Origin of the sequence: uncultured Methanobrevibacter sp. (genome assembly GCF_902770715.1) — an archaeon.
Lineage (GTDB): Archaea > Methanobacteriota > Methanobacteria > Methanobacteriales > Methanobacteriaceae > Methanocatella.
This window is the reverse complement of record NZ_CACXTS010000007.1, coordinates 38553-65019: the sequence shown is the minus strand read 5'-3', so window position 1 is coordinate 65019 and position 26467 is coordinate 38553. Positions and strand designations below refer to the sequence as shown.

Genomic DNA, 26467 nt, shown 5'->3' with positions numbered 1-26467 from the left:
CTGAAGAAAGTGTCATTAGTTACAATATTGGTTAACTCTTCAGCAGGCAAGTTGTCATGCACAGTATTATTGTCTCCTGATTTGATGTATACCGCAGCATCGCCAGTTAGTTCATAAGCGTATAATGTGTTATTGACCACAACAGCAGATTGTGGAGGATAAAGCATTTCTACAGCATATTTACCGTTAGTATATACTTCGTTATCTTTAATATCAAAAGTTAAAGTCTTTGCACTGTATTGTACGGCACTTATAGCAGTAACTGGGCAATCATCCGCATAATCACCTTTATTTTGAGCATAAATGGTGTTGTTGTAAATGGTTGCATATCCAGTTTGTATTTCGATACCTGAAATCCATGCAAAGTCGTTATTTCCAGTAGCATAACCAGTAATGTTAAGGAAATTATCTTTAATTACCAAGTCTTTAGCTGGGCCGAAACCGTATGGTGAATAAATACCTAAGTTCGGACCGTTTGAATCACAGGTAATGTTGTTTCCTATGAAGGTTGCTTCAGATGTTGCCACTTGTAAAGCGTATGCTGAACCAGCGCCAGATTGGCCACCAGTAGTTGAAATGTTGAAATTGTTTTCAATGAATTTGATATCATCACTGAATCCACATTCAACTGCATATAAATAGATTGCAGTTCCTACAGGAGTTAAAGTATCAACCATAGTGAAGTTGTTGCCTTTAACCAATACATCATCAGAACCTACAATGTATAATGCTTGAACAGTAGGGTAGCTTGAATCATATGAATTGACTATTACATCAATGTTGTTGTTGGTTAACTCTGCACCGTATGCTTCGTATACCCTAATAGGGTTTACAGCACATAATCCCATCATGAAGTAAGTATAATCATAAGATCCAACAGTTAAACTAGGCATATTGGCGACAATATCACAGCCATCTACGTAGACATCCTCAACATCATCAAAATTGATTGCAGTGACTACATAATTATCCTTAGTTATATGGCATTCAAAGTAGATATCACAGTCTAGAACATGTACGTCAGTGATTGTGTCAGTACCTTTAACGTTGATTGCATTTGAACTTCCATCCTCATTAACTATATAAGAAATGGTTAAGTTAGTCAAACCAACACTAGATTCTGTCACGCTGATTAAATCGCCTAATGGAGTAGTAGCGATTAAAGTCAAGTTGTCTAGAGCAACATTTTCAGAAGAGATTACGAATCCCATATTATTTAATACAGCATTGTCACCAGTAATAGTAACAGGTTTGGTGATGATTACATAACCTGCTGCCAAATCAGAGAACTCACCTTGGAAGATCAATTCCTCAAATGGCACATCATCTCTCAAGATTCCTGATTCATCAAAGAAAGTGTAGAAATTATCTTGAGTTACAATGTTTGTTAAAGCTGCAACAATAGGCATTTGAATTGTTGCATTGGTTGAAGTTGCAACAATAGCTTCATCATTTTCATCAATAGTGTAGGTTGTGCTTGCTTGAGCGTCAACTGTAGAAACAACAGTGTTTAAACCGCTTGTAGAAGTGAAAGTCACTTCAATGCCGTCAGGCAAGTTTGCATTGCTGAATACAGCAGTTACTGTTACTTCATCGCCAGCTTGAGCATCGGCAGGAGTGAAACTAGCATCCATGGTTACCCAATTGGATACGTCAACAGGAGGACAGTCATATTCTTCCCAATCATCGTCTTCATAATATCCAACACCATTTAAGGATGAAGGATCATCATTAGTTCCCCACCAGCAGTTTTGAGCGTATGGAACATTATTTTCACCGTCACTATAAATAAGACCGTTGTTAGAATTGGTTAATAATACTGAGTTGTTTACAGTGAGTTTGTTACCATCATAGATTGCATCACCATAATAGTCATCATTCATGGTATTGGCGGTGTTGTTAATAAATATACATTTATCGACTACAGCAGTTGTGCGGTAACCTACATAAATAGCACCACCAGATCTTGCAGCTTTGTTGTTGATAAATACACAATCACTTATGTCTAATGTACCGCCAGATGTGTAAATTGCTCCACCATATGAAACTGTGTTAGTATTATCAATAAATTCTGTTCCTTTTACATCAATGTTATAATTATAATTACCTTTAATAACACCTTGTCTTGCAGTGTTATTGATAAATTTAGAGTTTTCAATTACTAAGTTTCCGCTGTTTGAGTTAAGGTTAATTACAGCCATTACAGATGTGGAATCAACAATACTGTTGTCTTTAAATACAGTATTATTAATTAAGATGTCTCCATTACCAGTCTGTTGGATTACATCTCCACTCATACTGTTTGAAATTTCAGAATCTTTAATGGTTAATTTACCTTTGCTTGTAATAAGATAATTGGAAGCTTGGTTGTTAACTACAGTTACATTATCTAAAATCAATTCATTAGCTAAACTGTAAACAGCAGCTCCGAAGCCGTTAGCATTGGTAAGCACTAAATTATGCAATTCGATTTTGTTAGCGGTGTCTCCATAGTTCATGTAGAATAATCTGCCTTCATTGTTTGCATCAAGAGTGACTTTGCCGTTACCAGTAACAGTCAAGTCATCAGTCACGTGATATCCGTTTCCAACGTAAGTTCCTTCATTTATGATGATTTCGTGAGAACCTGCGTTTGCAAGTTCGATAGCTTTAGCAATAGTTGCTACAGGAGCGTTGATTGAGCCTTCATTATCGTCACTACCAGAAACATCCACATAAATGATTCCAGTATATCTTTCTTTGACTGTGATAGGGATTGTTAATGTTTCAGTTAATACGTATGCTTTGATGTCTTCACTACGTGCAACATCACTTGTGTATGTTGCTTGAGCAGGACCCTCATTTAAATCAAATTCATTTTGACTTAATGTGCCTTTAGCGCTTAAGGTTACTGGAATTGAATAATCAGGAAGGTAGCTACTTGCGTCACTGCCATCATTTAAAACAGCCGCAACAGTTATATCTGAAGATTCGTCACTGTAGATTTCAGAAGGGTTTGCATTGGCTGTGAATTCAATCCAGACATCAGGCTCTACTGATAAGGTTGGATTGCTGGATCCCCAGTAGTTGTAGTCAACATTAACATCGCCTGTTGATTCGACCATCACAACATCTTCATTTGGAATTAAAAATAGATTGTTGTTGATATTTGCATTCCAATTGCCTGCAATCCATAATGTACTGTAAGTAGTAGCTTGCAAAATATTTCTCTTGAAGTTTAAGGTTCCAGTTGTTTGCATAGGTTCGCTCATGACATTAACACCAACACTTACAATATGATTATTCACACTTGAAATCAGACAATCAGTTATGTTCAATTCATTAACATTGGCTGAAGCAAAAATAACTGTATCAGCAGCACTACCGTCTATAGTCATTTTTGAGAATGAAACAGAATCAACAGTATACTCTTCATCAAAAGGATTTTCGGGATTTGCAATAGCAAAACCTTGAGATACAATAAGTTCTACACCATCACGACTTTCACCAACAAAGCTGACTGATTTAGGAATGAACATTGCATCCTCTAATGAATAATCACCATTACATAAGAAAATGAATCCTCCTTCAGGTACGATTTGCAAAGCGGTTCCGAGATCTGTTGGGGAGTCTATGCTTGAACCGTCACCGTCACCGTCCGGTGAAACATAAATGTAGTTAATTTCAGGTCCAGGTTCATCTCCACCTTCATCAGTAAGTCCAGGAATCTCTTTTTCTAAAGCATCACCATTGTTTAATGTATATTCTCCACTGTTTTCAACTACCCAAGTGTCTGCAGCAACATCAGCAGGTTTATCATTTGAACCCCACCAGTTAGCATCTAAAGTGTAAGTTCCATCTGAATAAACAAATGCGTTTTTAAAAGTATTTCCTTGAATATTGTTATAATTTAAATTGTAAGTTGCACTTGCACTGTTTGCTGAGAGAATTTGATTTGGTTCTGAATTATCGGCAATAATGCTTGATTCAATAGTTACAGTTTTAGCTCCGTTTACAAAGAACAATCCTGCAACAGCAAGATCCCTGTAAACGTAATTGTCAACAATTTTAGACCTTTTTATTTCCATGTTTCCCTTAGTGGTAATTAATCCATTTGCACTTGCAAGATTACAGTTGCTAATGGTTACATTATCCAAAAATACAGTTCCAGTATTTTTCTCATTGTAAATTGCACCGAAAATATAAGATGCAGTGCTTGCAGTGGATATTTCTGAACCGTCAATTATGCTGTTTTTCAAAGTATAATCGGCAGTACCACTACCACCGAAATCAATTGCACTGGAATAAGAACCAGTGGAAGATTTTGTGCCTAAGAATTTACAATTATCTACTGTTACACTTCCAGAAGTAAATATACGTAATGCACCATATCTAGAAGCACAATTGTCAAAAGTACAGTCACTAATTTCTACATTATCGTTTCCACCAATGAAAATAGGAGTTCTAGCACCAGTCATTGAGATATCCTTAAAGGTTAAACCACTAATGACCAATGAAGCGCCTCCAGATCCGGTTGTATAGAATAAATCGTTATCGCCTGATTTAATTATTACACCATCTTGACTTTCACCAGTGAAAGTTAATTGTTTTGTACCGATATCAATTTTTGAAGTTTCGGTATATTCTCCGTTCTTGATGAAGATTGTTTCCCCACCGCTAGCGGCGCTAACAGCAGCAGAAATACTTGTATAATCTCCACCTCCATTCGCATCGACAACATATGTGTCTCCACTTGCACTTAACTCTTCCACAGGAGCGTCGGCTACGACTACTTCGTCGACAGTATCGGCTCCGAGTGTTTCGTTAAGTGATTCTTCTGCACTAACAGCATTAACGCAGCATAAAAGCATTAACACCAATAATGCGCAAATAAAAATATTTTTATTTATCTTCATTTGACCACTCAAAAATAATTGATTTATAAAGTTAGAATTAAAATTTAACAAGTTAACTTTATACAATATAAATATTACATTATAATAATATTTAAATATTAATTATAAAAATTAAAATGAAATTGAAAACTTTTTTCATCATGACTAAAATAAGAAAAAACTGCAATAATTTAATTAGATAGTACAAACAAAAATTTTAATGATTATATTTTAAGGAGATTATAATGAGCCGTATTTCAATTTTAGACAAAGACAGATGTCAACCTAAAAAATGCGATTATCTTTGTATCAATTACTGCCCGGGCGTTAGAATGGACGAAGACACCATTGTAATTGATGAAGATACTAAAAAACCGTTGATATCAGAAGAATTATGTGAAGGGTGCGGTATTTGTACAAATAGATGCCCTTTTAATGCTATTACAATTATTAACCTGCCAGAAGCAGCAGGCGAACCGATTCATAGATTTGGACAAAACCAATTCGAACTGTTCGGACTTCCAAGCCTGGAGGAAGGGACCGTTTTAGGTCTTCTTGGACCAAACGGTATCGGTAAATCCACAATCATGAATATCCTATCAGGCAGCCTGATTCCAAACTTTGGAGACTATGAAAACAAGCCTGAAAACTGGGATGCCGTAATCGAATATTACAAAGGATCATCCCTTCAGAAATACTTCAAGGATTTATCCCAAGGAAATATTAAAACAATCCTAAAGCCACAGATGGTTGACAAGCTTCCGAAAGTCGTTAAAGGAAAAGTCAGGGATTTGCTTTCCAATGTGAATGAAAGAGACAAGCTTGAGTATGTGACAACCGAACTGCAACTTGAAAATGTTTTAGACAGGAAAATGGAAAACCTGAGTGGTGGGGAACTTCAGAGAGTTGCAATAGCCGCAACCGTTTTAAGAGAAGGAGATTTCTATTACTTCGACGAACCTACATCCTGGCTCGATGTATCCCAAAGGCTGAATGCCGTGAAGGTAATCCGGTCTCTGGCCGAAGAAGGCAAAAGTGTACTTGTTATTGAGCACGACCTTGCAACATTAGATGCCCTATCAGACAATATCCATATCCTATATGGGCAGCCTGGAGGATACGGTGTAGTGTCCGGAAGAAAAGGAGTCCGTTTAGGAATTAACGCATACATCAACGGATTTTTAGCTGAAGAAAATGTAAGAATCAGAAGAAATCCTATTGAATTTACAATCAGACCGCCAACACCCGAAGATGAAGGGGATGCCATTGCAAGCTATTCCGATTTAAGCAAGGATTATGACGGATTTGAATTAAGCGCCGACGCAGGTGAAATCTTTTATGATGAAATCGTGACCGCATTCGGTTCAAACGGTATCGGTAAAACCACCTTTGCAAAAATGCTTGCAGGCGTCGAGGAGCCAACTACCGGTGAAGTCGATGAAGAGGTAACTATCGCATACAAGCCACAGTATATTGTTTCAAACTTTGAAGGCAGCGTCAGCGACTTCTTATACATGAATGCACCAAGTTACGGAAGCAAAATCTTCGAAAGCGAAATAATGAATCCTTTCTCACTGAATGAAATGCTTGACAAACCCGTTAAAGGCCTGAGTGGAGGGGAACTTCAGAGATTGGCAATTGCCGCAACACTATCAAAAGATGCAGAAATATATCTGTTTGACGAACCAACCGCATTTTTGGATGTTGAGCAAAGGCTGATAGCAGCACGTGTAATTCGCAAATTGATTGAAAGCAGGAATGCCGCTTCACTTATCGTTGACCACGATATCGTATTCATCGATTACATCTCAGACAGGGCAATGGTGTTCAACGGAACTCCAGGTCTGAACGGTCATGCCTCAAAGCCTACCGACCTTAGAAATGCAATGAACGAATTCTTAGGAAACCTTAACATTACATTCAGAAGGGATAAGGAAACCAAAAGGCCAAGGGTCAACAAGCTTGACAGTTATAAAGATCGTGAACAAAAAGAAAAAGGAGAATATTATTACTTATCTGATTAAATATTCCCTTATTTTTTTAAATTTTTTCTAATTCTTTTAAAATATATTTTTTTAATACACAGACAGCTTCTTCACCGTCATCATCTAAACGAACAGCATCCAACGGATTCAAGTCATAAGTTTTAACGACAGCATCAGCTGAAATATTTTTAATTGGTTCAACATCCTTATCTTTTAAGATAACAGAAGCGCAATCATCGCCGCAACCAGTTATTGTAACAATTTTAGCATCATCCAGAATAGGGGAACAATTGTTTGGCTGCGCTGAATATTCAGTTATGCATGCTGCAACGATGTTGTCATTTTCCAAGGCCAATTCTACACTTGCAGCTCTTACAACTAAACCTAACGGGCTTAAACCACTGCATGAAACCAAAGCTATTTTATCACTCATTTTTTCATCCTCTCATATCTTTTTTTAACTTTATCATAACCTCTCCTATAAAATGGGCATTTCAAAAAGCATTCATTACAACCTTCCCTATGGGCCGTGCAGACCTTTCTAAGAAGTTTTTCATTTTCATCGAATGCATTTTCAGGACATCTGTCAATGCAAACGCCACATGTTGAGCAGAAATCCGGCACCCACAACATGTCATTTTCACTTATTACAGGCAAATTATCAATTGAAGTGTGAATCATGAAAAAGCCGCAATGCAAGCCATCTTTAAAAAGACACATGTTGCTTCTTGTTATTACACAGTCATTTGATTGCATCGCAATAGCTCTCAAGCTCAAATTATCATCCAAAGGATGTATCAAATCTGCCCGAAAGCCATTTTTCCTTAAAAAATCTGCAAATTCATAGACATGAACCCCATATTCCTGGAATTCGTCATCCATCAATTTGCCTTTCTCAGGGCAGGGCTCCATCTTGATTAGATCATCGCCCATCAAAAACTTGAAAATAAGCACATTATCAATGTCAATATTAAAATCTTTTTTAAAATCATCAGATAGCTTAGAATAGCTTATTCCTGTGAAATTATATTTTTCAGCCAATTCATTTAATTCAAAAAGCAAGTTATCTGAAATTTCCCTTTTAGGAATTTGAGGGTTTTCAATCTTATAAAAATTAGGAAGAGGTTTGTGGTATCTAAACCTCTCAAAACTAGCATCAATCATTTTCTTAAAGCTTCAACAGCTTTTGGGAACTCCTCACAGAATACCTTGATTTGCTCTGTTGGAATTGAGAAACTTATACGCAAGTATCTGTCTCCAAATTCCTCTGAGGTGTATTCCCCTTCTCTTGTGAACAGTTTTTTCTCAACCAGATAGTTTGACATTTCCTTTGGATTGATTCCTGCACCGGACAAGTCAATCACCATCATGTTTGCATCTGATGGGTAAACCGGCAGGAATACGCCTTCTATCGGTTCAATCATTTCATGAATCAACCTTTGGTTTTCAAAGCAGATTTCCCTCATCTGTTCAAACCATTCCGGTTTTGATTTAAGACCTGCAATTGCGCCGTATTGGGAAATGATGTTTACCCCCAAATCATTGACAACTGCATTTTTAATAGCGTCGATGATTGGTTTTGATGATACTACTCCGCCAATTCTTAAACCAGCCATTCCAAATATTTTTGAAAAGCTGTAGATGGTCAATGTTTGGCCCGGAGCATAGTTTTCCACTAAAAAGTGCTCTCTTGCAAAGTCCTTGTAAGTTACATCATGCAAAAGGTATAAATCGTTTTCTTTTGCAATTTCTGCAAACTCTTTTAATTCATCTTCAGTGTATGAGGAACCTAACGGATTTAATGGATCGATTAAAATTACCATACGAGTATTCTCATCCATATTTTCACGTAAAAGGTCAGGAGTCAATTTATAATCATTTTCTTCATAGTAAATAGGAACATACCTTACTTCGCCTGCAAATCTATTAGCAAAGTCACCTATGATGAAATAACCCGGATCGGATAAGATTACATTATCTTCAGGCTCCAAAAGTGCTTGCATACATAAATATAATGATTCGGTTGCACCGGAAGTCAATAGGACTTCCAAATCTTTTAATCCCAAATCGTCTAAAACTAATTGTTTAAGTTCTGAAAATCCTTCAGGGGCAGGATATCTGCAATATGTATTCATTTGAATGGCTTCAATCATTGCATTGGCTATTGTATCGTCATGTAAATGGTTGGTGTTTTGACCCATCCAAATCATATCTTCGTCCATATACATATCCTCAAAAAAGTCATTTGCATTGTCATAACCTTTTGGAGGAACCCTTTCAGTTTTTTGAAACTTTTTCCTTGGGTTTTTAATATCAAAATCCTTTTCCCTCATAATATCACTCAAACAATTGCAAAATAAATATATATTTTTAATTATTAATAAAAGTACCTAAACAATTCCTCTTGAAGTTATTGAAAACAGAGCCTGTTTTCCTTCAGGGATGCTTCTGTGACGTTTTAAAGTGGCTATCCTCTGATTGATTTCATCTCCTCGCTCAAGCTGAATAATAACTTTGCTCCAATACTGCAAAATAGTTCCGCCAACAGCCTTAATGTCACTATTTCCATCAATGTCAATAGCGCTGTAAATTTGATTTGTTAAAATTACTGCAATGTCATATTGCCTTGCAATTTTAGATAAAAGGCCCATCTGCTTACCCAGTTCCTTATTCAATCGAGATGATTTCATGTCATCAACCCTATACAATGCAACAGCCGAATCGACGACAATCAAGTCCACATCATCATGGTTTTTTCTAAGCCAGACATCAATTGACCTGAGCATGTCATTTTGCTCCTGAAAACTAGTTGGTTCAAAAACGATTATATTATTAGCTACATTTGAAAAATCAGGACCTGAAATTTGCCTTATTCTATCAATGGATATTCCTCCTTCAGTATCCATGTAAATAACTTTCTTATTATTTCTGGCAACATTGACCGCTAACGATAATGTTATGTTACTTTTACCTGAACTTGGAGGCCCAAAAATTTGGGTTATTGTTCCCTTCTCAAATCCGCCTCCCAACATAACATCAAGGGAAGAATTTGATGGAATTTTATGATTATCTTCAAAATTAGCTAATACTTTCATGAATTAATATTGATTTTTATAAGATATATAATTTAACAACTTTTAAATAATCCCTTATCAATATTATCAAATAACTTCAAGGAGTTTTTAATATGAACAAAAAGATAATTCTAACTTTAATTGTTTTATTGTTTTGTGTTAGCTGTTTAAGTCTTGTATCAGCGGACAATAGCACAAATGAAACTTCAGACAATGAAAGTGTGGATATGGCAAATTATATCATGCCAATATCAATTGCAGGAAATGAAATTGAATTCAGTGATGGATTTACAGGATTTTGTCTTGATTCATCAATGAACCAGATAACTGCTGATGACGGCTTTGAAAGCCAGCAAACAGGCGGCGATGAAATTCAGAATTATGTCAAATTAGCAATTATTGAAGCATATAAACAGGGCTGTGAAGATGATCTTAGCGAGATTATAGCCAGCTTCGCAGACGGATCCTATAAAAGCAGCAATAACAAAGTAATCGTTGAGGTTTTAAAATCACAGGAAAACATTGGCGATAATGCTGTCGTTGAACTTGAAGATTCAATAGAAGGCACTTTTGAATTTGAACTTTTAAAATCAGTGAATGGAAATAAATCTGATTGCCTGGCATATTCAGTATCCTTAAAGGAAATAGCTGATGAAGACAAACTAGGCACTGCAGCAGAGGACAATGCAACTGACAAAGCATTGGCAAATTCATCAGAAGATGATAAAGCTGCAGATACAGCCGATAATGCAAGTGATGAAAAAATAATTGCTTCAACAGATAATAAAAGCGATGAAAAAAATGTAAACACAGCAGACAACAAAACTGATAAAAAAGCTAATGGCACATCAGGAAATGAAAAACAAAACCAAGAAACTATCATAAATGAAACCAATAAAACAATCATAAACAAAACAAAAACGGTAACCATTAATGAAAACAACACAACCATAATCAATACCAAAAACACCAAAATCATTAATAAAACAAATGAAACACCGCAAAATGCAACAATCCAGGATGCAATCGTAAAAACGGTTGGAAATCCAATATTCATATTGGTGGTTGGTTTTGTGATTCTGGCAGCTGTTGGAATATATATGCGTAGAAAAGGTTAAACTTTAATTATTTTCTACTTTCTTATTATTTTCGGATTTCTCATGGACAAATCAATAATTTTAGAAGGATGATTTGATTTTAAATCACCAACATCAATCACCAAGTCAACATCACGACCCAATTGAGTTAAAATTTCAGAAGGATTGGATAAAACATCTTCATCAGACAAGTTAGCGCTGGTTGTGGTGATTGGAAAAATTCCCGCCAGTCTGCAGGCAATTTCATTGTCAGGAACCCGAACTCCAACATAATTCGAACCGCTTGTAACAGCATGCGGAACAATCGGCTTTTTTTGCAAAATGAAAGTGTAGGGACCTGGAAGATAACTATTGATGATTTCTTTTTGACTTAAGGATACTTTAGCAACCAAGTCAATTGAATCCACATTTGAAACAAGTATCGACAAAGGCTTTAGCAGATTTCTCTGTTTTATATCAAAAACTCTGCGGACAGCCCCCTTATCAAAAATATTGGCGCCCAAACCATAAACAGTATCTGTAGGATACAATACAATTCCTCCATCAGCCAATACATTTATGGCTTCATTAATTATATTTTCGTCAACTGAATCGAGAGTTGTTTTAATTATCTTCATTTTAACTTACCTAACAATTATATTATATGAAATATCTAATATAAATTATGCTTCAAAGTCTAAGACCATTATTAACAAAAATATTGAACCCGCTTGCCCGAAATCTAAACATTAATCCGAATATCATAACAGTAATTTCACCATTTGTTGCATTGATTGCAGCTTACGGATTTGCAAACAAATTATTGATTCTTGGAACAATAGCAATTTTAGCTTCAGGATTTCTGGATGTGATGGACGGAGCCATTGCCCGTTTTCATGGAAAATCATCAAAATTCGGAGCATTTCTTGACTCTACAATGGACAGGTTTGCAGATGCGATAATATATATCGGAATCATATTTGGAGGCTACTGCGATTGGTTTGTTGGTGTCCTGGCCATTCATTCTGCAATTTGCGTCAGTTATGTTAGGGCAAGAGCCGAATCACAGGGAGTGGACTGCAATATAGGAATTGCAGAGCGAGCAGTTCGTATGATTATCTTAATGATTGGAGCACTTATAGGATACTTTGCAGGAGAGATATACTTTACATACATCATTTACATATTGGTAATCTTATCATACTTTACAGTTGGACAAAGAATAGTACATGTTTGGAGGCAATTAAATGACTGAATTAGAAAGTCCTGAAAAAATAGCAAAGGACATTGCAAAATTAGAGAGAAACTTGAATCAGGTAGCTCACATTGAGTTTATTGGAAAAGAAAAGGAAGTTTACGACAGGGCTATCGATTACTGGAACGATTCAAAATATTACCTTGAAAAAGAGGACATGAGAACTGCATTCGGTTGTATCGAATACAGCCACGGCTTGCTGGATGCCTTAAGGATGATTCATGGAATCATCTAATTTAAACATTCCACAAATTAAAACAATTTTAAAGTTAAAAAAAAAAAAAAAATAAAAAGATTAACTTATTTAGTTAAAATAAGTTAAACATCGATTTTACTATTTATTAACGAATCATCACCTGCAGATATTATCTCACCATCCAAAACCTCGATAACTCTATCTGCAAGTTTGGCCACATCCATATCATGAGTTACGATAATCAATGTTACATTCTTATCTTCATGCAAATCGATTAGTTGCTTAAGGATTTTACTACTTGTCTTGGAATCTAGTGATCCTGTTGGTTCATCCGCCAATATAATTGATGGTTCGTTTGCAAGTGCACGGGCAATAGCTACCCTTTGACGTTCCCCACCGGATAGCTTATTCGGTTTTATGTCCGCCTTGTCTTTGAGACCAACATCATCCAACAGTTTCAATGCCCTGGTTCTCATCTCCTTTGATGACAATTTTTGTGTAAACATTGGAATTTCAACATTTTCCACAACAGAGATGTTTGGAATCAGGTTATGCAATTGGAAGATAAATCCTATGCTTTCAGCCCTGAACTCATTTAATTTCTTAGATGTTTTCAAGTCATGACCTGCAACAGATATTGAACCAGAATCCGGAACGTCCAATGCTCCAAGCATATTGAGCAATGTTGATTTGCCGGAACCTGAAGGACCAATGATTGATACAAATTCTCCGTCTTTAATTGTGAGATTTATCCCATTCAATGCCTTGATTTTACCTTCTTCATAGCTTTTGTACAAATCTTTAATTTCAACAGCATTCATAATCTCACCTCACTCATACCTCAATGCTTCTGTCGGAGGCAACTTAACCGCTTTGATTGCAGGATAAAGTCCACCAATAATTCCAACAACAATAGCTATTCCAAACGCCTGAATAAATATCTTCGGAGTGAACAACGGTTCAATGCCCATTTGAGGACCTAAAAGCGTACATGCGAAAAATCCAATCAAAGATCCGATAATTGCTGAGACAATAGTTATAACCAAAGATTCGCCGACAATCATTCCAAGAATCCTTTTGTTAGACCATCCGACAGCCTTTAAAACACCAATTTCACGGGTTCGCTCAAATACTGACATCAGCATTGTGTTGATGATTCCAAGGCCCCCTACAACAATTGCCAGAAGTGAAATTGCCCAAGTTGATGCCTGAAGCATGTTCAGCATGTCCGCCATCTGAGTCATTTCCATAACTGATGTAATGGTTGTGATATTATCTCCATACATATTATCAATTCTATCGGCAACGGTCTGTGGATCTTCACCTTTTTTAACCTTTACATAGATGTTTGAGATTGAATCCTCATCATCCATCAAGTCACCGACTTTGGAAATTGATGTGAATACTCCCCCAGCCATATTCTGATCGCCGGTTTCATAGATTCCAACAACTTCAAATTCTTCGCCGTCAATCTTGATGTCATCCCCTACAGAGTAATTATTATCATCTGCATAAATTTCCCCCAGTATGGCTTCCGAGGAATTATCTTCAAAGATTCTGCCTTCCTTCATTGAAATATCGGCCAGAGTAGTACCTTCAGGGTCAATACCGATTAAGGTATTCATGTAATCATCACCCACTGAAGTCAAAACAACATATATAGGATAGGCCTCCTCCACACCACTTACATTGGCAATCTTGTCTGTCCAGTTTGCATCGATGGTGTTGGTCCCGTATGCTGAGTCTCCAGTTTCCTTACCTGAAATCGAAAAGTCAGCACCCCCTGCATGAATTGTATCTTCAAATGTATTGACCAAACCATCTGTGATTCCACCAAGAGCAACAATTACTATTATACCAATTGCAATCCCTACAATAGCCAGGATTGCACTATTCTTCCTCCTGAATGGATTTTTAAGAATGAATTTTAAAAATGACATAATACTAAATAGGTAAATAATATATAAATAAATAGGCATCAATACGACTAAGATGCAAAAATGAGGTGTTGAAATGCATAAGAAAATACTTATAAAAAATGTTGAAAAGATCCACACCACTGAAATGGGCGTTGGAAGAATACAGAAGAATTTAGGAATTGCTGATGAACCGGTCAGCTATTGCGTTTCAAAGCTTAAGCAGGACAATTCAGTCGTTACAAAAGAAGGTAAGAATTACTATGTCAATGCTGATGACTGTATAATAACCATCAATTCTAGCAGTTTTACAATAATAACTGCACATAAATTTTAAAAAGAGTTTTTTAGCATAAAAAAACCCCCCCCCCATTAATGAATTGCTGAATTTTCCACTAATTCTTTAAATCTGCTCATTGAGCATATTAAACATAATATATCAAATATATTTTGCACTACATATAAACATATTGATTTATATTGAAGTTTTATACAATATATTAATATAAAAATAATCAAACATAATGAAATTATTATAATTTCTTTAAAATTTATAATATCCTCATGAAGAATAAAATTAAATAATATTCATTATAATCAATTTTTATTGATAAAAATTATCAATACCAGTGAAAAATTAGATAATTTCAAATAACTAAAGATAAGACAAAAAAATATTACAAAAAATAAATTAATTATAATGAAAAATTTCACAAATATAAAATTGTACAAAAAATAATTAAAAAAACTAAAAATTTAAAAAAAATCAAAAAATAATAAACAAATAAAGAAATTATGTTTCCAATTTGGAGGGAAAACAATGATCGCTAATTCAAAACTGGGATATAGAAAACAGACTTTAGACGAATTTAAATTTGAAAATGGTCAGATTCTTCATGATGTTGAAGTGGAATATACCACTCGCGGAACTCCAATATATGATGAAGACGGCAACATCACCAATGCGATTATATATTGCCATAGGTTCAACGAAAACTGCTTATCAATTGAAGATTTACATCAACTAATTGGTCCGGACAGCCCGCTTTATGACTATAACTTCTTTTACATATCAATTACTTCCCTAGGTTATCCCGAATCATGTTCCCCATCCACAACCAAATTGAAATATGATTTCCCAAAATATACATATAAGGATTGTGTGAATTTCAAAAGAAAGTTTCTGGTCGAAACATTTAACATAACCAACGTATTGGGCATTTTAGGTGTTGGAAACGGAGGATATGAAGCATATACCTGGGCATGCGAATATCCCGATGAAATGGAATTTCTAATTATAGGAAGCAGTTCCTTTAAAACAGAAGGGTATAGATACATTGTTTCTAAAGCTATAAATAACATAATCAGTTCATCAGATGCATATTATGAAGAGATTTACAGTGACCAATTAACCAGAACCATGTTTGCAATTTATTCTATACTCTATTCACAATATTTTCCAAAAAGAGCATTTCAAAAGTTTGACCGGCATGAAATTGACCTATATATGGACAGTTTTGTTGATGAAGGCCTATCTGTAGACATCTATGACTTCAAATACAGAAACAACGCACTAATAGATTATGATGTAGAAGATAAACTATCCAACATCAAGGCTAAAACATTAGTCTCCGGTGCTTCGCAAGACATGTATTATATTCCCGAATTCGATATATGGCCCCTTAAGGATAAAATAGAAAATCTGGAAATCAATATCTTTGATGCTGAAGATTTTGTTTACAATGACGACTATTCCCAATTCATCGACCTATTTAAAGAATTTTTAGAAGAATTTAAAAAATAGATTGAAATAATGCAAAAAAAGTAAAAAAAAGAAGAGATAAAAAATCTCTTTTAAGTTTAATCATCCATGTCTTCAAATCTGGATTCTAATTTTTCCATTACACCAGGAAGTGAAGTGTATTCCATTTCTTCAGCAGGTAATCTGTGAGGTTCGAATGGACCGTGTCTTCTGATGTAAGTTGCGATTTTTGCAGCTTGTTCACGGGTAGGGTCAAATGCAGGGTCATCGAATAAATCTACAGGACCGATTAATTCACCGTTAGCTACTTGGAAACCTAATCCAACTACTCTTGGTGGTCCGTCAAATCTGATTGGGTTTGCTTCTGCTTCGGATACAGGCATCATAGGACCATTGTGGGATCCTCTCATCCATCCACTTACCATGTGTGGGAATGCAAATGGATCTACACATTCACCGTTTGCAGGGAAGCCAGATTGTGCTCTTACGATACATACTGGGTCATCTTTACCTACGTATTCGCCAGCCATTAAGTTTAATCTTTCAGTACTTATTGCAGCTGCGATTTCGCCGTTTTTCTTCCATACTCTTTTAATTACGTATCTTCCGGTGGAACCGATTAATGCAAGCAAATCGTACATTTCTTCAGGACAATTTAAGATTACTTTTCTGTGTTCGATTACATCGAATACTTCAAATTTGAATCCATCATGTAAGCTTGGGTCAATTACAAGACCGGCAGTGTTGAATGGATCTGCAAATATTCTGAATACTGGTAAGTTGAATGCACCAGGTTCGGTTTTGTCACAGCAGAAAATGAGTACCGGGTCAGATGGCCTTTCTTCAAATTCGATTTCTGCAACACCAGGACCCATACCTTTGATGTTTCCGGAGAAAGTATCGGATAACAAGTCTTGACCTGCACCGTATAATTTCAATTCACGTGCTCTTTCAGTAGCTTTCATGAATGCGGTGTATGCAGTTTTGTGTACTTCTTCGTTTTCTTCCCCTTTGTCGTGGGTCATGATTAAGTCTATGTCGTCTCCGCAACGGGAGATATAGTAATCTTTTATGATGCCAGCTTCTAAAGCTTCGTTTAAAACTTCATCACAAATGTCCATTAATTCTGGGTGTGCGACACAGTGTCCGGACACACTTCCAATATCAGCTTTAATTACACTAACAGTAGTTTTCATTTTAATACCTCAAATAGCAAATTATTTATTTACTAGACATATATTATTTTTGAGGTGTATACTATTTAATTATTATGTTCAAATAGCTATTTTTAAAATAAGTTTAAAACAATTTTAGAAATTGAAAGCAATTTTAAAAAAAAAAGATAATGAAAACTCAATCGAGTTTTCTGATATTTTCAAAAGCTTTTTGAACCTCAGTTTCTTGGTCCATATCTTCACAAGCCTTTTTAACTCTCTCCAAATCCGCACGAGTCTCAGGATAACGTGGAACTGCACTGCAACCACCATCGTCAATCTTAGATATTTCAAATGTTCCTATATCCTTTGCAATAGCAGTAATCTCTTCCTTATCAAGACCAATCAACGGAGACAATATCGGCATATCCACGCCGTATCTGGTAGCCAATATGTTTGACAGTGTCTGTGAGGCAACCTGACCAACACTGCTTCCATCAACAATGGCATCAGCTCCAAGCTTTAAAGCCAGCTTTTCAGCTATCTTATACATTCCAGATTTACATAAGACACAGGTCATTTTTTCAGGGGCTTTTTCCTTTGCAACAGTAAGATATTCACCATAATCAATTACGCGCCTTTTAATAGGAGTGCCTTTAGCATAAATATTCAATTGGTCCACCAATGCATTGAAGTTTTCAGTGACTTTCGGACCTGAAAAAGGGTCATTATTACAGTGAAGTGCAACAACCTCGCAGCCTCTCTTCATCATCAGATATGCTGCAACAGGAGAGTCTATACCACTTGATAAAAGAACAACAACCTTTCCTTGTGTTCCTAAAGGAAGTCCACCAGGACCTTTGATTTTTTCATGATAAATATAAGCGTCATCTTCTCTAATTTCAACAAATATTGTCAAGTCAGGATTTGTTAAGTCAACAGGTGCCAGAACAACATTCCTTACAACTCCACCGCAGTGTGCCGCCATTTCCTGGGATGTAAAATCATGTGTTCCAACACGACGACATTTGATGGCGAATTTTGTATTTTCATCCAAAATGCCATCAGTCATTAAGTCTTTAGTGTATTGGGACAATGTTTCATCAATATCCTCATAAGTGGATTTGGTTGAAGTTGCCGGAGAATAGGAAACTACACCGAAAACCCTGTTCAATTTTTCAATTCCTTCATCGAAATCCTTTGGGAAAATGTAGATTCTTCCCTGATTTCTGTCTACATCGCATTCAAAAGTAGCTTTAATATTCTTAACTAGCTTTCTTTCAAAACGTGACCTTATTTTTGGACTTTTAAGTCCAATTTCACCATATCTTGCAATAATTAAATCTTGATTCATTCAAACAACTCTCTCAGTTAGTGCACGCTGGAAAAAAATAGCAATCCCTTCTATACTAGTTTTTAAATATAACAGCAAGTATATTTTAAACTTAATAATTAATAAAATTAATCGATGAAAACTCGATTTACAAAAAATATTATAATGATTTAGAACTAAATTGTTGTATATGTATAGTTTCCTGATTTGTGCAGCTGTTTTAATAACATCTTATTTTATTTATGGAAAATTTATTGAAAGAATAGTGGGCGTTGACGAAAATAACGAAACACCAGCGAAACGGTTAGGAGACGGCGTTGATTATATACCCCTGCCAAAATATAAAAATTTCTTAGTTCATTTTTTGAATATTGCAGGTTTGGGACCTATATTTGGAGCCATCCAAGGTGCATTATTCGGACCGGCTGCATTCCTATGGATAGTGTTGGGTACAATATTCATCGGTTCTGTTCATGACTTCTTTTCAGGATTCATGTCCCTGAGAAATGACGGTTTGACAATGCCGAACATCATTTCAAAATATTTGGGAAATACCATTCAAAAATTCACTGCAATCATTATCATCATAACAGGCATCCTTGTTGCTGCAACCTTTGCGACAGGAGCTGCTGACTTGATTGCTAACTTGACCAATACTCCTGTATTAATCTGGACTATAATAATCTTTATCTACTTTTTAATAGCCACCCTATTCCCGATTGACAAGATTATCGGAAGAGTTTACCCTATTTTTGGAGCCCTATTCCTGATTATGGCCATATTAATGACTGGAGCATTGCTCCTAAATCCGTCATACACAATTCCTGAATTCACGACACAAGGATTATACTTAACCGATAAAACAATTTTCCCATATCTATTCGTTACAATTGCATGCGGAGCGATTTCCGGTTTTCATGCATCCCAATCCCCTATTGTTGCAAGATGTATGGAAAATGAAAAGGATGCACGACCTGTATTTTTCGGAGCAATGGTTTTGGAAGGTTTGACTGCACTATGCTGGGCGGCAATTGCAATGGCATTTTTCCATGGCCAGCCACAACTTGCGGTTCTTTACGGATCAACCCCCTCAGTTGCAGTGAATCAAATGGCAACAACCCTGCTCGGGCCGATTGGTTTAATCTTAGCTGTCATTGGTGTTGTAATATGTCCAATAACAACTGGAGACACATCACTTAGAAGCTCAAGGATTACATTAGCTGATGAATTGCATTTCAACCAGGAAAAATTATCTTCAAGATTGAAATTGGCCCTACCTTTGTTTATAGTGTCATTTGCATTGACTTTTGTTGATTTTGCATTGATTTGGAGATACTTTGCATGGGCCCAATTGATAATTGCTACATGTGTGCTCTTCTCTGCAACAGTCTATCTTATTCAAAACAAGGAGCACTATATTATTACGCTGCTTCCTGCAGTCGCATGTTCATTGATTACATTTGGATACATATTACAGGCGTCCGAAGGACTTAGACTGCCTTCAATGACTGCCAACATAATTGCAATTATTGCAACGGCAATCATTACGATATTATTCCTGAAAAAGTTTAAAAAATAAGAAGATGTAAGAGAAAGAAATTTCTCTTATCATTTAATTAGTTCAACTGCAGTTTGGATAGCTTCATCCATCTTATCGGCATTTCTACCTGCACCCTGTGCAAGGGTTAAGCGGCCTCCACCGCCTCCGCCTAATACTCCTGCTGCAGTCTTGATGATTTCATTGATTTTGACTCCACCATCAATAGCTTTTTGTGAAGCCGCACCAACGATTTTACCGTCATTGTTTCCCATAATGACCACATCGGCCTTTCCATTATCTGTAAAGTCAGTGGCCATGTTCTGAAGCTCTTTGAAGTCCGCTTCGATTATTTGGTGAACGACTTTCAAACCGTTGATTTCATCAAATTCATCCGCTAAGGAATTCATTTTCAAAGATGCAATCTCTGATTTTAAGCGGTCGATTTCATTTCTCTGCGCTTTCCATTCTGAGAAGAATCTGTCACAGGTTCTTGGCAATTGATCGTTTTCAACATTAAAGATTCCTGAACTTTGCCTTAAGATTTCACCGTCATGCTGCATGGAATCAATTGCTGCAAGACCTGCTGAGAAATCAATCCTTTCAACACCGTCCTGAACCCTTTCTGTCTTATTGATCTTGATTGGACCGACTACACCTGTTCTTAAAACATGTGTTCCGGCACAGGCCTGAACGTCAACGCCAGGGATTTTGACTACACGAATCATTTTGCCTGGAACGATACCACCTTGGTACAGCACAAAGCCGTATAACTCCTGCGCTTCATCCCTTGTGTGGAATTGGATGTCAAGGTCAATGTTTTGCATAACATACTCATTGGCTAACTTTTCGATTTCATTAATCTCCTCTTGGGTGATACGTTTGTAATGTGAAAGGTCAATACGTGCCCTTGTAAGACCATTTTGAGATCCGGCTTGCCAGATATGCTTGCCCAATACTTTTCTTGCAGCCGCAATAACCAGGTGAGTTCCTGTATGGTGGCGTGCAAGAGTAATTCTTCTTGTCCAATCGATTTTACCAATTGCTTTTTGGCCTATTGCAACATTTGGCATGTCCCCATCTACATGGTGCAATACAACACCGTCAACCTTTTCGGCATGATGTATTTTAAAGTCAGACCCGTCAACGGAAACTTCACCTATGTCTGAAGGTTGGCCTCCTCCTTCAGGGTAGAATGCTGTTTTATCAAAGATTAAACATTTGTCCCCATCTTTTTCGACTATGCCTAAAACCTTTGCCTCAAACTCTTGTTGGTAGAAATCTTTATAGAACAGTAATTCAGTTTCAGGATAGTCAACCTTGAAAGTATCCTTCTTGTTGGTGGTGTCCTTTTCGTGGGCGCCTGCCACTTGAGTGAAGAAATTATCCGGAACATTGACTGTGAAATCATCGCCTGCCAATTCAACTACAACTTCCGGTGGAATTCCATGAGAGTCATATAAGTCAATCAACATTTCAAGAGGCATTTCCTTCTTGCCTTCTTTTTTAAGTCTTTTAATTGATCTTTTAACAATGCTCATTCCTTTTTTAACAGTAGCCTCAAACCTTTCTTCTTCCAAAGTGATGATGTTCATGATGTGCTCTTCTGAATCGCGAATTTCAGGATAAAACTTGGATAGGAAATCCAATTGGATTGCCATTACATCTGCAAGAGATTCCTTCATGTTCAGGTCATTCATGAATCTTATGGTTCTTCTTAAAACCAAACGTGCAAGATATCCTTCCTTCACGTTTGACGGAATAATACCATCAGCAAGCATGAATGCAAGGCAACGGGTATGGTCCGCAATGATGTAAATCGCTTCCATAGGTTCGGCTGCCTTTAAGTACTCCTCTAAAGAGAGATTTAGGCTTTCAGCCACCTGCTGCCTGAGTTCCTTTAAGTCCCCAATATCTTCAATATCCATCATTCCGGCAATTTGAGCATTCCTTCCTTGAATATCTTCATTAATTTCAACACCGGTCAATTCTTTTAATTTGTCAACTACAGGTGCAAAACAAGCATCATAAGCTGTTGGAGTTCCTTGTGAAATCCATGCAATTCTTTCAAGACCGTAACCTGTATCCACAACCTTAATTGGAATTTCCTTTTTGGATCCGTCTTCAAGGGTTTCATATTGGATGAAAACCAATGTCGCAAGTTCCACTCCTCTGCAGCACACTTCGTAACATGGCCCTTCGTTACCTCCGCCAGCCCACCATGACTTGATGAAAGTAATCTCTTCAGTATTGATTCCGATATGTGCAAAGAACTCATGACAAAGTCTGATGGTTTCGTCTTCCCAGTAAATGAAATCATCCTCTTTGTTGATTACAGTGTGAGTTCCCATTGTAAAACAGGTCATGTGCCTTCCTGTACGTCCCACATTATCAACATCGTTGAGTCTGATTGAAGGCTGAGCCATTTCTATAGGGTTTGCAGGTGGTTTGACAAGACCTGAAGTAATCCACGGCTGAAAACAGAAAATGGATGCTCCAACTAAAAATACGTCATCTCTCCATCTTTTAGCCAAAACAGGATATCTGTGGACATGTGTGTGCCCTTCACTTTCTAAAAATTCTCTAAAAACTTGCTGGATTTCATATAAATTATATGGTTTATCAGTAGCAGGATTTGCGATAAACTCATACTCATCACATGGAGCATCCCCACAAGTGTCTCTGTCTACTTGGGAGTAAAACTCCTGTCCGCAAGTTTTACAAGTTTGTTTCTTATAACCAAGTTCATCAAAAATTTCTACCATATAAATCAGTTTAAATTATTTATTAGTTTATAATATGTTTTTAATACAATAAATAACTTTCAAAAAATAGATGGAAAATAGTCAATAATTCATAAAATAATCTTAAAAAAAATAGTAAGTCTAAACAAAAAAAGTAAAAAAAAAAGAAAGGTGATAGATTAAAAAATCTATCCGAAGAGAGCACCTAATCCAGCTGCTGCTTCTTCTTCAGAAGCTTCTTCTTCTTCCTCTTCTTCTTCCTCTTCTTCTTCAACAGCTTCTGCTGCTGCAGGTGCAGCTGCAGGTGCTGCTGCTGCCATAGCAGTAGTTTCCATAGCTTCGTCGATGTCTACATCTTCTAAAGCTGCGATTAAAGCTTTGATTCTAGCATCATCAGCTTCAATTCCTGCTGCTTCAATAATACTTTTAACATTTTCTTCGTTAATCTCTTTTTCTGCACTGTGCAAAATCATTGCCGCATATATGTATTCCATGTTATCACCATTAATTTTTTAAAGTGTTAGTTTTTATAATAATAAAAATTTTAATTTTAACCGAAGAGAGCTCCTAACCCAGCTGCTGCTTCTTCTTCGCTACTTTCTTCTTCTTCCTCTTCTTCCTCTTCTTCTTCAACAACTTCTTCAACTACTGGAGCAGCTGCTACAGCAACATTAGAAAGTTTTTCAGCTAATTCGTCATCAATAGCACCAGGTGCATCAGCAATTTCAGATGCAATTGCTAACATTTTAGCTTGTGCTAAACCAATGATTGGTTCTGAAGTTTCAGAGGTCATAATTGCTCCTGCTACACCGACATTAATAGCTCTAGTGTATGCGAGAGTAATGATAGTGGAAATAGTTTCATCAGTAGGGATCGCTGCATTCACAGATAAGTTAAATGCATTTCTGAATGCATTTTGAATGTCAGCTAATGTTTGTTCTTCGTCGATTGCAAGTACGTCAGAAGTATAAACTGCTTCTTCTTCATATACTGCTTTTAAATCAATTCCTACTTCCATTGGATTGATATCCATTCTGGATAAGGTTGCTGCTACTTGTTTAGAAACTTCTTCACCTGCTTTTACAACAACAGTTTCTTTTTGTACGCAGATTTTACCTTTATCGATTTTTGCAGGAATTCCAACTTGTTGCAATTCACCTAAGAATGGACCTGGTTCGAAACCTGTATCCCCTTCAGGTACAATAATATCATCAGGCGCAATAGTTCCTGGTTTAGCAGGAGCTTGGGTTTTGCTGTCTTCTAATATTTTGTATAATTTGAAAGGATTCATTTCGGTTGCGATAAGTGCAACTTGACCTTCCATGTGCTCGGATAAATCAACAATGTTGTTTTTATCAGCATTACAATCTTCAAGAGCTAAATTGATAAGGTTTATTTTAGACATTCTGATAACAGCTTTATCTTTGAGAGATTTTCTCATTTCTTGGAGCTGTTTTGCAGGAATGTTCATTAAATCGACGATACCGATTACATCGTATTGGTCGATGATACCTTTTAGCTCGTTAACTTCTTCCTTTTTCCATTCAGCAACATGAGCCATTAGATCACCCTCACTACTGGTCCCATAGTTGTTTTAATAAACATGGACTTGATTTGACTTCTTCCTTTTTCCAAATTGCGGTCTAAGACTGTAAGAACAGTTTCCACATTCTCAGCTATGTCCTCGTCTGACATGTCTTGGCTTCCAACAACAACTTGAATACTTGCTTGTTGTTTTACACCAACTTTGACAGTACTTTGTAATCTGTCTAAAAGAGGATCTAATTTGATACTTGCAGGCACTGGTTTTGGCATTTTTCCACGAGGACCAAGAACTGGACCTAAGAATCTACCAACGAGTGGCATCATATCAGCTTGAGCTACTAAGAAATCAACAGAGTTAGCCATTTTTTTAGCTGCTTTTCTGTCTTTTCCGAACTCTTCTAAATCTCCTTTATTAATTACAGTGTCAAGACCAGCATCTTTAGCTTGAACAATGAGTTCCCCATCAGCTATGACTCCGATTTTTACTTCTTTGCCACGGCCGTTAGGAAGAGTAACTTCCTCATTAAACCTATTTTCTGGCTTTCTGACATCTAAGTCACGGATATTAATAATAACATCCACTGACTCAGTGAAGTTTCTCGGCTTAGATTGTTCTTTAGCCTCCTTCACCGCGTTAATTACATCTTGTGTCATATTCATCCCCCATGAACATTTAATGCTCATTGGATTTTTTTGGTTTCATGAGTATCGATTACAAGAAAAAAATTCTTCAACGATTGCATGAATTAAAAACAGTATATCAATTATAACCGTAATTATAACATCATATACACTGTATTTATTAACTTAATTTAAATTTTACATTGACAATATCTATTCAGATAAGATATCATCATATACTCCAGCATCTACGTCTTTTTGTGCTTCTCTTGGGTCTTTACCGTCTACAGATAATCCCATACTTACACAGGTTCCCATAACTTCTTTGATACCTGCTTTGTAATCATTAGAGAGTAATGAATCGAATTTCATTCTAGTGATTTTTAAAGCGGTTTCAATAGGTAAGTCATTGATAATGTCTAAACCTGGTTCGTGAGAAGCTTTTTCGATGCCTAATTCTTCCATGATAAGTGCAGTTGTTGGAGGAGTACCGATTTCAATTTCGAAATCTTTAGTATCCCTATCAACGATGACTTTAACAGGTACTTTCATTCCAGCAAAGTCAGCGCTTTTTTTATTAATTTCTTCAACCACTTGCATCATGTTAATACCGAGAGGTCCTAAAGCTGGACCTAATGGTGGACCAGGAGTAGCAGTTCCACCTTCGATAAGAACTTCGACTGTATCTTTAGCCATCAGTCAGCCTCCTTTTGAATTATTCTAATTTGATCAGCTTTAACAGTAACCGGAATAGGTACTGCAGCTTCTATTAACTCAAGAACGACTTCTTCACGTGATTCATCAATACGAACCACTTTTGCTCTTTCCCCTTTAAACGGACCAGAAATAAGTTCAACAATACTTCCTTTTTGGATAGAGGAAATAATAGGTTCCGGTTTTAAGAATCTTTTTACTTCATCAAAAGTAATTCCAACGCTACCTTCAACAACTCCCCTTAAATGCTGTACTTTTAAGTCAGGATTTCTAAGATCTATTTTTGTTGAAGATTCCACCAAAATATACCCTTTCAAAGATTCTGGTACAAGAAGTGCTGAAATGCCTATGCCATCAATGGTTCTAGCTTTACGAGCTAAGAGCCTAGCAACATTTCTTTCTTGACCTGCTGAGGTTTTAAGAGCGTATATGGAACTTTTAGTATCTTCCATGAAAAATTCACCTATTTTTAAAATTTTTTCTTGTTAATAAAATCATACATTAAGTTAAAAATATTATAAAAGCCATAATCTTCAAGAAAAAAATATCTTGAAAAATAAGATTTCTATAATATCAATATCTATATAAATAGTAGTATTTAAAAGTTTTCAAAAAAATTAAATTTTTATGCAAAACAGTGCTTACCAAAAATTTTATTATAATCTATGGGATCCATAAAAA

The 26467-nt window shown here is 36.3% G+C and carries 22 protein-coding genes and 1 pseudogene; 7 read left to right on the top strand and 16 right to left on the bottom strand.

Annotation, left to right across the window (positions count from 1 at the left end; genetic code table 11):
• Window positions 1-4895: pseudogene (locus tag QZU81_RS03130) on the bottom strand (hypothetical protein); the annotation flags it as partial.
• Between the two features lie 224 nt (window positions 4896-5119).
• Here QZU81_RS03130 and QZU81_RS03125 point away from each other — a divergent pair.
• Complete coding sequence (locus tag QZU81_RS03125; protein ID WP_295589384.1) at window positions 5120-6898, top strand: ribosome biogenesis/translation initiation ATPase RLI; 1779 nt, start codon at window positions 5120-5122, stop codon at window positions 6896-6898.
• Between the two features lie 16 nt (window positions 6899-6914).
• Here QZU81_RS03125 and QZU81_RS03120 read toward each other — a convergent pair whose 3' ends face one another.
• Genes QZU81_RS03120 through radB form a run of 4 tightly spaced genes read right to left on the bottom strand, consistent with a single transcriptional unit; the run spans window position 6915 to window position 9954 of the window.
• The gene (locus QZU81_RS03120) at window positions 6915-7292 is read right to left on the bottom strand and encodes a putative zinc-binding protein (RefSeq protein ID WP_295589382.1); all 378 of its coding nucleotides are present in this window, start codon (window positions 7290-7292) and stop codon (window positions 6915-6917) included.
• The gene (locus tag QZU81_RS03115) at window positions 7289-8023 is read right to left on the bottom strand and encodes a 4Fe-4S binding protein (RefSeq protein ID WP_295589380.1); all 735 of its coding nucleotides are present in this window, start codon (window positions 8021-8023) and stop codon (window positions 7289-7291) included. The genes QZU81_RS03120 and QZU81_RS03115 overlap by 4 nt, the downstream gene beginning before the upstream one ends.
• On the bottom strand, window positions 8020-9192 hold the full coding sequence (locus QZU81_RS03110) for a pyridoxal phosphate-dependent aminotransferase (RefSeq protein WP_295589378.1): 1173 nt from the start codon (window positions 9190-9192) through the stop codon (window positions 8020-8022). Before QZU81_RS03110 ends, QZU81_RS03115 begins: the two co-directional genes overlap by 4 nt.
• Window positions 9193-9249: 57 nt before the next feature.
• Window positions 9250-9954, bottom strand: a complete 705-nt coding sequence (gene radB, locus QZU81_RS03105; protein WP_292828312.1) for a DNA repair and recombination protein RadB — start codon at window positions 9952-9954, stop codon at window positions 9250-9252.
• Between the two features lie 92 nt (window positions 9955-10046).
• Here radB and QZU81_RS03100 point away from each other — a divergent pair, with 92 nt between their 5' ends.
• On the top strand, window positions 10047-11051 hold the full coding sequence (locus QZU81_RS03100) for a hypothetical protein (protein ID WP_295589377.1): 1005 nt from the start codon (window positions 10047-10049) through the stop codon (window positions 11049-11051).
• 14 nt (window positions 11052-11065) lie between these two features.
• On the opposite strand, the gene QZU81_RS03095 is transcribed toward QZU81_RS03100, so the two are convergent.
• Window positions 11066-11647, bottom strand: a complete 582-nt coding sequence (locus QZU81_RS03095) for an L-threonylcarbamoyladenylate synthase (RefSeq protein ID WP_292828318.1) — start codon at window positions 11645-11647, stop codon at window positions 11066-11068.
• Between the two features lie 47 nt (window positions 11648-11694).
• Here QZU81_RS03095 and pgsA point away from each other — a divergent pair, with 47 nt between their 5' ends.
• Together pgsA and QZU81_RS03085 are read left to right on the top strand one after the other, a co-directional pair.
• Entirely contained in the window at window positions 11695-12264 is a 570-nt protein-coding gene (pgsA, locus tag QZU81_RS03090; RefSeq protein WP_295589375.1) for an archaetidylinositol phosphate synthase, read from the top strand.
• Complete coding sequence (locus tag QZU81_RS03085; RefSeq protein WP_292821426.1) at window positions 12257-12499, top strand: DUF357 domain-containing protein; 243 nt, start codon at window positions 12257-12259, stop codon at window positions 12497-12499. The genes pgsA and QZU81_RS03085 overlap by 8 nt, the downstream gene beginning before the upstream one ends.
• An 83-nt stretch (window positions 12500-12582) precedes the next feature.
• Here QZU81_RS03085 and QZU81_RS03080 read toward each other — a convergent pair whose 3' ends face one another.
• Together QZU81_RS03080 and QZU81_RS03075 are read right to left on the bottom strand one after the other, a co-directional pair.
• The gene (locus tag QZU81_RS03080; protein WP_295589373.1) at window positions 12583-13281 is read right to left on the bottom strand and encodes an ABC transporter ATP-binding protein; all 699 of its coding nucleotides are present in this window, start codon (window positions 13279-13281) and stop codon (window positions 12583-12585) included.
• A 9-nt stretch (window positions 13282-13290) separates the two neighbouring features.
• Window positions 13291-14400: an ABC transporter permease gene (locus QZU81_RS03075; protein WP_292828330.1), complete on the bottom strand. Its 1110-nt coding sequence runs from the start codon at window positions 14398-14400 to the stop codon at window positions 13291-13293.
• Window positions 14401-14473: 73 nt separating this feature from the next.
• Here QZU81_RS03075 and QZU81_RS03070 point away from each other — a divergent pair, with 73 nt between their 5' ends.
• A complete protein-coding gene (locus tag QZU81_RS03070; RefSeq protein WP_292828333.1) occupies window positions 14474-14713 on the top strand; it encodes a DUF3781 domain-containing protein in 240 nt (79 codons plus the stop codon).
• Between the two features lie 483 nt (window positions 14714-15196).
• Complete coding sequence (locus tag QZU81_RS03065; RefSeq protein WP_292850048.1) at window positions 15197-16180, top strand: alpha/beta fold hydrolase; 984 nt, start codon at window positions 15197-15199, stop codon at window positions 16178-16180.
• 56 nt (window positions 16181-16236) lie between these two features.
• Here the strand turns inward: QZU81_RS03065 and fbp are convergent, their stop codons facing one another.
• Both fbp and thiI read right to left on the bottom strand, forming a co-directional pair.
• Complete coding sequence (gene fbp, locus QZU81_RS03060) at window positions 16237-17334, bottom strand: fructose-1,6-bisphosphate aldolase/phosphatase (RefSeq protein WP_292828339.1); 1098 nt, start codon at window positions 17332-17334, stop codon at window positions 16237-16239.
• A 157-nt stretch (window positions 17335-17491) separates the two neighbouring features.
• Window positions 17492-18646 carry a tRNA uracil 4-sulfurtransferase ThiI gene (thiI, locus tag QZU81_RS03055; protein WP_295589372.1) on the bottom strand — a complete coding sequence of 385 codons (1155 nt, stop codon included), beginning with the start codon at window positions 18644-18646 and terminating at the stop codon, window positions 17492-17494.
• Between the two features lie 169 nt (window positions 18647-18815).
• On the opposite strand from thiI, the gene QZU81_RS03050 reads away from it, so the two are divergent.
• On the top strand, window positions 18816-20204 hold the full coding sequence (locus QZU81_RS03050) for a carbon starvation protein A (RefSeq protein WP_292828472.1): 1389 nt from the start codon (window positions 18816-18818) through the stop codon (window positions 20202-20204).
• 29 nt (window positions 20205-20233) lie between these two features.
• On the opposite strand, the gene alaS is transcribed toward QZU81_RS03050, so the two are convergent.
• From alaS to QZU81_RS03020, 6 genes are all read right to left on the bottom strand, one after another.
• Window positions 20234-22927 (bottom strand): alanine--tRNA ligase, encoded by a 2694-nt coding sequence (gene alaS / locus QZU81_RS03045; protein WP_295589370.1) that lies wholly within the window; start codon window positions 22925-22927, stop codon window positions 20234-20236.
• A 167-nt stretch (window positions 22928-23094) separates the two neighbouring features.
• On the bottom strand, window positions 23095-23400 hold the full coding sequence (gene rpl12p / locus QZU81_RS03040) for a 50S ribosomal protein P1 (protein ID WP_295589369.1): 306 nt from the start codon (window positions 23398-23400) through the stop codon (window positions 23095-23097).
• Window positions 23401-23456: 56 nt separating this feature from the next.
• A complete protein-coding gene (locus QZU81_RS03035; RefSeq protein WP_295589367.1) occupies window positions 23457-24467 on the bottom strand; it encodes a 50S ribosomal protein L10 in 1011 nt (336 codons plus the stop codon).
• On the bottom strand, window positions 24467-25105 hold the full coding sequence (locus QZU81_RS03030) for a 50S ribosomal protein L1 (protein ID WP_292828355.1): 639 nt from the start codon (window positions 25103-25105) through the stop codon (window positions 24467-24469). The genes QZU81_RS03035 and QZU81_RS03030 overlap by 1 nt, the downstream gene beginning before the upstream one ends.
• 180 nt (window positions 25106-25285) lie before the next feature.
• Window positions 25286-25768 carry a 50S ribosomal protein L11 gene (locus QZU81_RS03025; protein WP_292828358.1) on the bottom strand — a complete coding sequence of 161 codons (483 nt, stop codon included), beginning with the start codon at window positions 25766-25768 and terminating at the stop codon, window positions 25286-25288.
• The gene (locus QZU81_RS03020) at window positions 25768-26238 is read right to left on the bottom strand and encodes a transcription elongation factor Spt5 (RefSeq protein WP_295589364.1); all 471 of its coding nucleotides are present in this window, start codon (window positions 26236-26238) and stop codon (window positions 25768-25770) included. Before QZU81_RS03020 ends, QZU81_RS03025 begins: the two co-directional genes overlap by 1 nt.
• Between the last annotated feature and the right edge of the window lie 229 nt (window positions 26239-26467).